The sequence below is a fragment of the Solitalea lacus genome, from assembly GCF_022014595.1.
Lineage (GTDB): Bacteria > Bacteroidota > Bacteroidia > Sphingobacteriales > Sphingobacteriaceae > Solitalea > Solitalea lacus.
In genome coordinates, this window is the sequence record NZ_CP091740.1 from 2,298,703 (window position 1) to 2,311,158 (window position 12,456).

Genomic DNA, 12,456 nt, shown 5'->3' on the forward strand with positions numbered 1-12,456 from the left:
CTATTAAAATGCTTTTGTTCTATCTAAAAGTTCTTGTTTATGCAGAAACACACCTATCAATCAGGTATTGTCGGTAATTGCGCATTTATTGCACATGTAAACATTAACACAGATATATCTTGGCTTTGCTGGCCTAGGTTCGATAGTAGCTTTGTTTTTGGAAGTTTACTTGATAAGGATAAAGGAGGCTCATTTACCATTCTACCAGAAGGCCCATTTACCTCACGACAGTTTTATATTGAAAACACCAATGTTTTGTGCACTGAAGTAGAATGTACGGAAGGTATATATAGAATCACAGACTTTGCTCCCAGATTTTATCAATATGAAAGATATTATCGTCCATTAATTTTGATTCGTAAAGTTCAGGTCTTATCTGGCAATCCAAGGGTGAAGGTAACTTGTCGACCAACAAAAGATTACGGAGACAAAGAACTCGAAGTTTATAGCGGTAGTAATCATTTGCAATATTATGGGTTAGAAAATCCTATTCGACTGACTACCAATTTTCCGTTAAGTCATATACTTGAAGGAAGATATTCGGCCTTAAACGAAATAAAATACCTTGTTCTTACTTATGGTCGGCCAATGGAAGCACCATTGGAAAGTACAGTTGAGGATTTTTTGCGTCGTACAACAGTGTATTGGCAACAATGGATAAAAAATACTGGTATTGGGAATATGTATCAAGGGTCAGTAATCCGATCCTCATTAGCACTGAAAATTCATCAGTACGAAGATACCGGAGCTGTAATTGCAGCCAGTACTACCAGTTTGCCGGAGTACCATAAAAGTGGACGGACATGGGACTATCGCTTCTGCTGGCTTAGGGATGCATATTACATTTTGCAGGCATTTAACAATATTGGGCACTTTGAAGAGATGGAACGTTATTTTCATTATCTGGCTAATATTTCGGAGAATGAGAAAGGACGTTATCAGCCATTGTTCAGCATAACCGGTGATGCCAATTTAACTGAGCGAGAAGTGGATCTTAAAGGGTATTTGGGTAATAAGCCTGTTCGTATAGGTAACCAGGCTTCAGAACATATTCAAAATGATGCGTACGGACAAATGTTGCTTTCGTTATTACCTCTTTATACAGACAAGCGATTTACTTATGCTGAAAGACATGACTCAGCACGATGGTTAGAATATTTATTACGAAAGATTGAAAATACTATAGACGAGAAGGATGCTGGTATTTGGGAGTTTAGGCATTTGACCCAACGTCATACTTACACTAATCTGTTTCAGTGGGCTGGTTGTCAGGCAGCAATAAAAATTGCCAGGCATATTAAAAGCTTCCACCTTGAAAAGATAGCTATTACCCTAGCCGAGCGAGCCCAAAAGCATATTGAAGCGTGTTATGATCCTGTTCGCCAAGTTTATACTCAGGCAGAAGGAGTATCACATTTGGATGCCAGTACATTGCAATTGATCGTGATGAATTATCTAGACCCCAAAAGTGATAAAGCTAAGAAACATTTAATGGAGCTCGAAAAGGAATTGAAAGCTCCGGGAGGTCTATTTTACAGGTATAAGCATAAAGATGATTTTGGGGTACCTGAAACTACTTTTTTAATCACTGCATTTTGGCATGTTGAGGCTTTAGCATGTGTAAATAGGATTGAAGAGGCCGTTCAGCAATTTGAAAGTTTGTTAAAATATACCAATCATTTGGGATTACTAAGCGAAGATGTACTTTCTAGTGACGGTAGTCAATGGGGTAACTTTCCACAAGCATATAGTCATGTAGGACTAATGAATGCAGCCTATCGTATTTCACGAAAAGTTGATAAACCCGACTTTTTGTAATTGGTTTTTATAGCATTTAGCTGCAAAGTGACTTTAAGAGCTCTCTGACACTGGTAGGAGAGTGGAGGTAAAAACTAGCCTCGGAGCTTGTGCCACCTACTTTAATTGTGATAGCGTGCTTAGGCATAGCTTTAAATGTGTCTTCATCTGTATAATCGTCACCTACGGCTAGAATAAAATCATAATGATGATGATCTATCCATTTCTTAGCTGCTTTTCCTTTATTTACTTCAGTACTTTTTACTTCAATAACTTTGTTGCCTTGCATAATCTGCAACCCTTTATCACCGGTTAAATATTTTAAGTTTTCGACCAATTCTTTTGCTCTTAATTCTCCCAGGTCGTTCTCAACATTTCTGTAATGCCAAGCAATTGAATAACTCTTTTCTTCAATAAATGAACGGGGGGTACGTTCGTCAAAAGTATGCATAATGGAGTAAGCGTCAGATTTCCAATTTGTTTCAATCTCATGGTGCTGCCAGTTTTTTCCCTTTCTTTTAATCCATGCTCCATGCTCGGCAACAATATTCAGGTTCAGATGACCAAACCATTCCTCTAATGTTTCATGTTTTCTACCGCTAATTAATACAACCGTATTTTTGCGGTCATTAATAAGCTTTTGTAACAGCTCAAATAAATCAGCATCGGGCCAAGCTAAAAGTGGGTTGTTGTGAAAGTCAACTAATGTTCCGTCATAATCTAAAAATAAAAGGCGTTTTTCTTGATTTAAATAACGCTCCTTAATCATGTCCTTAATAACTGGAGAGATTTCACGAACAGAAAGTTTCAGTTGAATATACTTCACATCATCCAGCCTTTGCATAAATACTTTAACCCAATGTTGAATGTTAAATTTTGAAACGATTTCTCGCATAGCCCTCATTCGCCGAATTTGTTCTTCTTTCGGCATCTCCAAAGCCTCTACTAGTGCATTTACATATTGTTCTAAATCATTAGGGTTGATGATTAGCGCATCGTTTAATTCTCGGGAGGCACCAGCCATTTCACTTAAAATAAGTACACCTGTTTCATCAATTTTGCTGGCAACGTATTCTTTGCTTACCAAATTCATTCCATCACGCATGGGAGTAACAAGGGCAATGTCAGCATTTTTGTATAATGCAGATAGTAAATCAATTGTAAAAGACCGATAAAAGTATTGAATAGGTTGCCATGATAAGGTTCCATATTTAGCATTGATATTGCTTACCAATCTGTCAACCTCTTCTTTTAATTCACTATATTGTTTTACTGTATCTCTTGATGGAACAACAAGTTGCACAAACACCACTTTACCAAGGTATTCAGAGAATTTATCAAGCAGTATATCAAAAGCCTTTAATCGGTTTATAAGTCCTTTGCTGTAATCCAGTCTGTCAACAGAAAGCATAAGCTTGGCTGCTCCCTTTCTTTTTGCAATATTTTCCTCGTGGTTTTTTTGTAAGGGGTCACAGGCAAGGTTATGGTATTTTTGAAAGTCAATACTGATCGGAAACGCATCAACAATAATTGGCTTATCATTAAGTAATATTTGATTATTTATGCTAGTTATTCCTAAAACGCGTTGGCAAGAATTAATGAAATAGTTAGAATCGTCAAAGGTATGAAACCCGATTAGGTCTGCTCCTAATACGCCAAGCAATAGTTCTTCCCTCCATGGTAACAATCGGAACACTTCGAATGAAGGAAAAGGGATATGGAGAAAGAAACCAATTTTTGCCTTTGGGAGCTTCGTTCTCACCATTTGCGGTACCAGCATTAACTGATAATCATGAATCCAAATTTTATCGTCTGGGTTACTATTACTTATGATTGTATTGGCAAATTTTTGATTTACAGCTTTGTATGTTTCCCAATTTTCTTCACTGTAAGTTGCATAAGAAGGGAAATAATGAAATAATGGCCATAAAGTTTCATTAGAAAACCCTTCATAATACATGTTAATCTCATCCTGACTTAAAAAAATTGGTATAAGATTTCGTTCGGCCAAATTTTGAGTCACTTCGGCTTGTTGACCTTCACAAGAAATAAAAGCTCCCGGCCACCCAATCCAAAGATTGTCGCCGTTTTTAAAAATGCTTCCCAGTCCTGTGGCAAGTCCACCTTCACTACTTTGGTAGTTAATTTGATTCCCTGATATGCTAATTTTAATGGGTAAACGGTTCGAGACAATAATGGTTTTGATATTGCTCATAAGCTTAATTTCTAAAAGGTTAGGGTATTGTTAAATGCAAGGAATACTTGATCAGGTTGATTTGATATATTTATAACTCGAAAATTTGATTAAAATTACGTTGTTGCGTTTGTTGTTTAGGCATATCTTTTTAAAATTTCCTCAATTGGACTTAAATAACTGTTTCCAAAAAGGTTCAAATGCACCAATAATGGATACAGGTTGTAAATTGGAAAGCGCTCGGTATAATCAGGTTGTAAAGGATAGTATTCATTGTAAGCTGAATAAAATTCAGGATCAAATCCTCCAAATAAAGTGGTCATGGCTAAATCTACTTCTCTATTACCGTAATAAACCGATGGATCAAAAATTCTAGCCAAGCCATTGCTACCACATAATACATTTCCATTCCATAAGTCACCGTGCACTAAAGCAGGAGGTTCCTCTGGAAGTAAGTTGTAAAGTTTACTATATAAGTTATAAATTAATTTTAGATGATTGTTATTCAGAAGGTTATTATTGAAAGCCAATTCTGTTTGTGTCTGTAATCTGTTGGTTATGAAAAAATCAACCCATGAATTAGTGGCATTATTAAACTGTGGTAAACTACCAATGAAATTATTATGATCGAGACCAAAGAATGAATTTGATGAACGGTGTAGTTTTGATAGCTTTTCTGCAAAGTCTTTCCAGTAATTTGAAAGTTGCGAAATAGGTTCTATCCATTCTAGCATCAAAAAAACAGTATAATCTATCACACCCCAACCAATTAATTCAGGAATTAATTCTGGGATGTTTTTTTTCAAAAGTTTTAATCCGAATGCTTCAGCTTCAAATAATAAGTGCTCAGACGCGTCATTCCATTTTATAAAATAGATTCCGTTGCTAGTTATTAATTTAGCGGCACTATTAATTGAACCTCCATTGACAGGATGTATATTAATTAACTGTATTTCTTCATGTAGTGCCTGACTTGCTGCTTGTTGAAGTGTGTTTTTCATTTTATTAAATATAAAAAATACCTATGTATCATAGGCATCTGGAAACCAATCTTTTCGTATTTCAATATAAAAACCAGAATTATTTATGTTTCATATTATCAGTATAATGCACACCAAAGAAATTTTCAGTGTTGGACTGAGTACGATTAAACAGTATTTTCATCGTCAATAGAAAGATTGTTGCCATAATGCAAACCATCCACGAAATATTAAAACATTATTGGGGCCACTTATCATTTAGACCGTTACAAGAGGAGATTATTAATTCCATTTTGAATGGTATTGATACATTGGCACTTTTGCCGACCGGTGGTGGGAAATCTATTTGTTTTCAAGTTCCTGCATTATTGCAAGAAGGCGTTTGTATTGTGGTTACTCCGTTAATTGCTTTAATGAAAGATCAGGTTGAAAACCTGAAAAAAAGAGATATAAAAGCTGTTGCTATATTTTCGGGTATGAGTTATCGTGAAATTGATATAGCACTTGATAATTGCATTTATGGCGATGTTAAGTTCCTTTATCTCTCTCCCGAGCGCTTATCAACCGAAATTGTGAAAGTTCGGTTAAGAAAAATGAAAGTAAACTTTGTGGCTATTGACGAAGCGCACTGCATTTCGCAATGGGGTTATGATTTTCGACCTTCATACTTAACAATAGCCAGTTTAAGGGAGTTATTGCCAGGTAAACCGTTTTTAGCACTTACGGCAACAGCAACAGAGAAAGTAAAACAAGATATCCAGGAGAAACTCCTGTTTAAGAACTCAAAAGTATTTACAAGGAGTTTTGAGCGTAAGAACTTGACATACGTGGTTAGAAATGCGGAAAATAAGCACGAAAAACTACTTGAGATTGTTAGAAAGGTACCTGGAAGTGGAATCGTTTATGTTCGTAACCGACGGGAAACACAAGAACTTGCTCGGTTTCTTTGGATGAATAAGGTAAGTGCTGAGTTTTATCATGCTGGAGTTCCTACAAACGAAAGGTTTAAAAAACAACAAGCATGGATTAATAATAAGGTTAGGGTAATGGTAGCTACCAATGCTTTTGGGATGGGTATCGATAAACCTGATGTCCGGTTTGTGATTCATTTTGAGCCGTCAGATAGCATTGAGTCTTACTACCAGGAAGCAGGAAGGGCAGGTCGTGACGAAAAAAAAGCATTTGCAGTTTTACTGTATTGTAATGCTGATAAAAATGAAATGATTGAAAAGCAATTAGCTGCTTTTCCTGAAGCAGAAGATATAAGAGCGACTTATCAGGCTTTAGGTAATTACTTTCAGTTGGCAATTGGTGCCGGAGAATTTTTAAGTTATGATTTAAATGTTAATGAGTTTTGCTCTCGATTTAACTTAAAGGCTTTAAATGTTTTAAATTGTTTAAAGTTTTTGGAGAAAGAAGGATACCTGAATTTTTCTGAAAGCGTTTCTCTTCCTTCTCGTATTCGTTTTTTAATTAGTAATGAAGAATTGTATAAGTTTCAAATAGCTAATGCTAAGTTTGATATTCCTTTAAAAATTATTCTGCGTTCTTATGGTGGTTTGTTTGATGGGTATGTTCCAATAGATGAAAAATTATTGGCTTATCGTACCAATACAGACTACTCCACCTATGTTCAACTTTTGAAAAAGCTGGATGAATTGGGCATTATACATTATCTGCCACAATCCGATTGGCCCAGAGTTACTTTTCTCACTCCCCGTGCTGATGCTAAAACAATGTTCATTAATAAAGTTTATATTGAGGAGCGGAAAGAGAATCTCTTGGATAAGCTTCAACAAATGTTGAATTATGCCGAAGAAACGTCTGTTTGTAGGAGTGTTTTTATAAGGAAATATTTTAATGAAAGTGAGGTTAGTGAATGTGGTGTGTGTGATATTTGTATTGTTCGTAAAAAACTGGAGACAAAAGAGATTGATTTAGAGTTGTTTCGTAACTCGATTGTTGCCATTCTTTCTGCTGGTCCTGTTCAGTTTTCAGCTATTCGTTCCCAATTTAATTCTATCTCTGAAGATAACTTAACAGATTATATAAGGTTGCTAATAGATGAAGGCACACTTTATATGGAGGATAATGGTGTTTTGACCCTACTTTATTAGTATCTGATTGTTTTTCATATTACAGTATTTTTGTTAATAGCATCTTTCCCAAATGTTAAAAAATCTTAACTCTCTGTAATTTTTCTATTTCTCCGTAGCCCCGTTTTTACAGCAAAGTAGTTAGCATGTTACTGCTATTGTTACAATTTTGCCCAGTTTCATCTGCAACTTTGGGTTATCAATTTGAGTCATAAACAAAAAATAAATAATCGACTTATAACACGTTAACCTGAAAATTATGAAAAAAATGATCAAACAACTAGGTGCGGCTGTAGCAGTTGTACTTTTATCGATGAACTTAATGTCATTTACAGTTTTAAATGACGAAATCAAGTCTAAAAAAGAAAAGAAAGAAGTAACTGCAATTAAAAGAGATATGAACGTTGCTCCTTTTGAAATAGTCAAAGTGAGTGGCAATTTTAAAGTAATCTTGACTCAAGGTGACGAGCAAAAGGTAGTAGTTGATGCTCCTGAGGAGTTAAATGGTATGGTGCAGTCATTCATTGTAGATAATGAATTGAATGTTTTTACCAATGGAGTTAATAAGAAAAAAATTACACTTTGGATTACATTAAAAGATATTCATAACATCAGTACCTACGGAGATGTTAAGGTAGTTAAAAACTAATCGCATCTCTAAATGAAATGCTCGGGTGCCGTTGGGAATGCTGCTTCTAACGGCATTTTTTTAATAATAGTTTCAAAACTACTCCTACTTAAACGTAATAATACTCCCTTGTATGAGATCAACTTTAGGTATAATTACGCTGTTTAGGTTATCATATTTTAAACAATTTTGGGTCGGTAAATAACTGGTTTATAGGTGATAAAAAAACAAACTGTAACCTGATAAAACTATTTAACGTCTGAAACTTAAAATCATAAAAAACGCTAAAACAATGAAAACGCTCTCTAAATTATTTATCATTTCCTGTGTGACTTCAATGACCTTTTTCTGGGCAGGTAATGCCATGGCAGACAATTGTGTTAAACCTTCTAAAACCACACAACAATTAAAACAATTCTCAAAGCTAAAAGTACAAGGTAATGTCCGGGTAGTAATTACCAATGCAGAGAAGGATCAAATTACCATTTTATCAAAAGAAGAATTCAAAGCTCAAAAGGTAAGTTTTGCACTAAAGAATGGTGAATTGGTTATCAAATCATTAGTTGACCCCACAGCCGAAACACCTTCAGTTTTAGTTTTTGCAAAAGATCTTAGCGATATAAGCTTAACAGATAATGCTCAAATTGAATCGTTAACAACTTTTTCAGCATTAAGCTTGTCGATTAAACTTGAAGGTGCAAGTGTGGCAAACTTAAGTTTAGCTGTGTTTGAATTATCTTCGCATTTAATGGATTGTTCAAGTCTGAATGTAAAAGGTTGGGCAAATTCTCATGATATCAGAACTGATAGAAGCGCTTGTGTGGATGGGTCGTCCTTTATAGTGAATAACTACAATGCTGAAATTAATGGTATTTGTAGTTTTAAAGCCATTGTTAAAGAACAATTTAATTATATTAATAACACAGCATCTAAAATCGTTTTTGCCGGTAATAGCGTTTCAATTTCAACTAATCAATATCTGTATTAAAATAAATGTGCTTAATAAAGAAAGGGTTGTTGAATTATAGAATGCCCCCAAAAAGTTAGACACTTATTGGGGGCATTTTTATGAACAAGCAAACAAAGTATTCACTTGAGTTTAAATTGAAACTCGTTCAATCAGTACTACAGGCCCATCATTCAGTAGGAGCCGTAGCTAAAGCGAACAAAGTGGTAATAAGCCAATTCATGCAGAGAGTGATTTAGTTGATTTTTTATGTTTTTAATTGGTAAATAGAATTTCAATCCAGGATATTTAAAAATATGTTTTTTAATAAAGGTTATCTTTTAAATAATAAAAAGCATTTAATAGGTTTAGAATTGTAACTTTTAAAGAATTACCTTCGTCTTACACCTTAATATAATACAACACTATTTAGAATATGAAATTGAGAATTACTACCGTTTTATTCTTTGCATTTGTCTTTTTTCTATCAGCCTGTAAGGGGCCTTGTGTTAAAGGCTCTGGTAATGTTATAATTAACAATAGGTTGTTAACCCATTTTAATGAACTTGAATTAAGTGGTGCTTACACTGTTGAACTCACACAAGATTCCATGCAAAAGGTTGAAGTTATTGCAGATGATAACATACAGGAATACATAAAAACAACTGTAAGCGGTGACCGGCTCAGCGTTTATAACGACAAGAATTTCTGCATAAATGATAAAGTAATTGTGAAAATCCATTTAAAGGAATTGACAAACGTTGAGGTGTCTGGCGCTGTAGACGTTAAAATGATGAATCAATTTACAGTTGATCATCTTAATTTTAAATCTTCAGGAGCGACAAACTCTATATTAAATGTTAATACAAAATCAATTGATGCGAAAATAAGTGGGGCTGGTAAAATCGAATTTAAAGGACAAACAGCTGATTGTAATATTGCTATCTCAGGGGCTGCTAAAATAAGAGCATTTAGCCTGATTACAAATAAATGTACAATAGATATTAGTGGCGCAGGTGATACAGAAGTAAATGTACTTTCTGAATTAAATGTTTCGGCAAGCGGAGCAAGTAAAGTGCGTTATAAAGGCAATCCAGCTAAAATCAATAAGCAAGCTCAGGGAGCGTCTTCAGTTGAGAAAGCAGAATAAATTGAAATAGAAAAAGCAGTCTATAATTATCATTATACTAACAAAATTGGAAGATTATCGACTGCTTTTTTAATATAACTGCTGTATATTTTTTAAATATTATTACTTTAGTCAAACATTATGTTGACTAAATCAAACAAGAAAACGATTAGAGCCTGGGCAATGTATGACTGGGCCAATTCAGTTTATTCATTAACAATTACTTCGGCAATTTTTCCGGTATATTACAATGCTGTTACTACCCACAATGGTAATGATACTATTCAATTTTTTGGGATCGATTTTGTAAATACAGCTCTTTATTCCTATTCCATATCCTTTGCTTTTTTAATTGTTGCATTAGTAAGCCCGCTACTTTCAGGTATTGCAGATTATAGTGGAAGTAAGAAAAGTTTCATGAAATTCTTCTGTTATTTGGGCTCATTAGCATGTGTTGGACTGTTTTTCTTTGATCGTAATACGATTGAATTAGGTATTATTTGTAGCATTCTTGCATGTGTTGGCTATGCGGGTAGCATTGTCTTTTATAATGCTTATTTGCCGGAAATTGCTTTGCCTCATGAACAGGATGCAGTCTCTGCAAAGGGATACTCTTACGGATACATAGGAAGCGTACTGCTCTTGGTAATTAATCTGGCAATGATTCAGTTTCCTGATGTGTTTCATATTCCTTCTGGTGATTTTCCGGCACGACTATCGTTTTTAATGGTCGGACTTTGGTGGGCTGGGTTTGCACAAATTACTTTTGCTCATATGCCTAAATCCCCTAACACAGAAAAAGTTACTAAAAACAAACTTTTTAATGGTTATAGGGAATTAAAAAAAGTGTGGAATGAATTAAAGCATTTGCCTCGTTTGCAAAAGTTTTTATTGGCATTTTTCTTCTATAACATGAGCGTACAATCAATTATGTATGTTGCCACGTTATTCGGAACCAAAGAGCTTAAAATGCAAGATTCACAACTTATTGCGACTATTTTTATAATCCAGTTGGTTGCCGTTGGTGGTTCATATTTATTCTCATGGTTATCCGCTCAATTTGGGAATATTCAAACGTTAATTTTGGCTGTAATTGTTTGGATAGGCATTGGATCAATGGCTTATTTTATACAAACTGCCACTCAGTTTATGCTTTTAGCCATTTTTGTGGGCTTGGTTATGGGAGGAATTCAGGCATTGTCTCGTTCAACTTATTCAAAGCTTTTGCCTGAAACGATTGACACTACCTCATACTTTAGTTTTTATGATGTAACTGAAAAAGTTTCTTTAGTTATTGGAACATTTTTGTATGGTTATATAGAAGTTCTTACAGGTAGTATGCGTGGATCGGTATTATTTTTCACCATGATATTTATCGTTGGATTATTTTTGTTGACCCGCTTAGTAAAAGTGCCTGTCTTGCAAGCAATTTCAAAAGCAGTAAGATCCTCAATGAATTAAGTTTAATTACCCTCTCCGATTAAAAATTATTGTTCAAAGTAAAATGAAAGTTGAGCTCTTTATACCTTGTTTTATTGATCAAATACATCCCGAAACTGCCTTTAACACAATAAAAGTTTTAGAAAAACTGGGATGCAAGGTTTCTTATAATGATAATCAAACATGTTGCGGTCAGCCAGCCTTTAACTCGGGTTTTTGGGATGAAGCTAAAGAAGTAGGAAGCAAATTTTTAGATGATTTTACAGCTCAAAACTACATTGTTGGGCCTTCTGGATCTTGTGTAGGTATGGTGAAGAATTACTATAATGATTTATTTACCAATGCGCTTTCTCATAATAAATGTAGGGCAGTTCAAAATTCGATTTATGAACTTTCCGATTTTATAGTTAATGTGTTAAAGAAGGAAGAAGTAGGAGCGAAGCTACCCGGAAAAGCTGTTTATCATGATTCATGCGGAGCTTTAAGAGAATGTAAAATTAAAAATGAACCACGTAAGTTGTTGAAAAATGTAGAGGGGTTAGAGTTAGTTGAGATGAATGATGTGGAGGTTTGTTGTGGTTTTGGTGGAACATTCTCTGTTAAGTTTGAAGCCATTTCATCGGCGATGGCCGAACAAAAAATAAACAATGCACTTGCAACAGGTGCCAATTATATTATCTCAACTGATACTTCCTGTCTAATGCATCTGCAAGGTTACATTGAGAAAAATGATCTGCCAATAAGAACCATGCATATAGCCGACGTACTTGCAAGCGGCTGGTAGACTTAGGTACATCCATAATTTAACATAAACTAATGAAGAAATTTTTGTTTTCAGTAAAACCTATAGCTCTCGATTTGGGTTTGCTCTTATTTAGAGCAGGCTTTGGTATATGCATGTTTTTATTGCATGGTTTACCCAAATTGATGAACTTTTCTAAATATGCCTCCAAATTTCCTGATATATTAAAGATTGGATCGAAATACTCATTGCTAGCTGCAATATTTGCGGAGGTTTTCTGTTCAATATTATTAGTAATGGGGCTTGCCAGTAGATTGGCAGTTATCTTTCTAATTATAACAATGGGCGTTGCTTTTTTTATAGTTCAAAAAGCAGATTCATTAGCAACAAAGGAAATGTCATTACTTTATTTGGTAGCCTTTGGAACCTTATTTTTTACTGGACCTGGTAAATATTCTATTGATGCCAATTTGAAATAATATTCAAGTAAAATAAGTATCGAAA

General features: G+C 34.6%; 10 protein-coding genes. 8 read left to right on the forward strand and 2 right to left on the reverse strand.

The genetic code is table 11. The annotated features are described in order from the left end of the window. Positions 1-39: 39 nt before the first annotated feature. Positions 40-1,818 (forward strand): glycoside hydrolase family 15 protein, encoded by a 1,779-nt coding sequence (locus tag L2B55_RS09750; protein ID WP_237844495.1) that lies wholly within the window; start codon positions 40-42, stop codon positions 1,816-1,818. 16 nt (positions 1,819-1,834) lie between these two features. Here L2B55_RS09750 and L2B55_RS09755 read toward each other — a convergent pair whose 3' ends face one another. After that, the gene (locus L2B55_RS09755) at positions 1,835-4,012 is read right to left on the reverse strand and encodes a bifunctional alpha,alpha-trehalose-phosphate synthase (UDP-forming)/trehalose-phosphatase (protein WP_237844497.1); all 2,178 of its coding nucleotides are present in this window, start codon (positions 4,010-4,012) and stop codon (positions 1,835-1,837) included. Between the two features lie 116 nt (positions 4,013-4,128). Beyond that, complete coding sequence (locus L2B55_RS09760; protein ID WP_237844498.1) at positions 4,129-4,992, reverse strand: fructosamine kinase family protein; 864 nt, start codon at positions 4,990-4,992, stop codon at positions 4,129-4,131. 188 nt (positions 4,993-5,180) lie between these two features. On the opposite strand from L2B55_RS09760, the gene L2B55_RS09765 reads away from it, so the two are divergent. From L2B55_RS09765 to L2B55_RS09795, 7 genes are all read left to right on the forward strand, one after another. Beyond that, positions 5,181-7,088: a RecQ family ATP-dependent DNA helicase gene (locus L2B55_RS09765; protein WP_237844500.1), complete on the forward strand. Its 1,908-nt coding sequence runs from the start codon at positions 5,181-5,183 to the stop codon at positions 7,086-7,088. A gap of 247 nt (positions 7,089-7,335) precedes the next feature. Continuing rightward, the gene (locus tag L2B55_RS09770) at positions 7,336-7,716 is read left to right on the forward strand and encodes a GIN domain-containing protein (protein WP_237844502.1); all 381 of its coding nucleotides are present in this window, start codon (positions 7,336-7,338) and stop codon (positions 7,714-7,716) included. A gap of 271 nt (positions 7,717-7,987) precedes the next feature. After that, on the forward strand, positions 7,988-8,683 hold the full coding sequence (locus tag L2B55_RS09775) for a GIN domain-containing protein (protein WP_237844504.1): 696 nt from the start codon (positions 7,988-7,990) through the stop codon (positions 8,681-8,683). A gap of 394 nt (positions 8,684-9,077) precedes the next feature. Further along, positions 9,078-9,791, forward strand: coding sequence for a head GIN domain-containing protein (locus L2B55_RS09780; protein ID WP_237844506.1), 714 nt, complete (start codon positions 9,078-9,080; stop codon positions 9,789-9,791). Positions 9,792-9,911: 120 nt separating this feature from the next. Continuing rightward, positions 9,912-11,231 (forward strand): MFS transporter, encoded by a 1,320-nt coding sequence (locus L2B55_RS09785; RefSeq protein WP_237844508.1) that lies wholly within the window; start codon positions 9,912-9,914, stop codon positions 11,229-11,231. 43 nt (positions 11,232-11,274) lie between these two features. Beyond that, on the forward strand, positions 11,275-11,994 hold the full coding sequence (locus tag L2B55_RS09790) for a (Fe-S)-binding protein (protein ID WP_237844510.1): 720 nt from the start codon (positions 11,275-11,277) through the stop codon (positions 11,992-11,994). Positions 11,995-12,026: 32 nt separating this feature from the next. Beyond that, the gene (locus tag L2B55_RS09795) at positions 12,027-12,431 is read left to right on the forward strand and encodes a DoxX family protein (RefSeq protein ID WP_237844511.1); all 405 of its coding nucleotides are present in this window, start codon (positions 12,027-12,029) and stop codon (positions 12,429-12,431) included. The last annotated feature ends 25 nt before the right edge of the window (positions 12,432-12,456 follow it).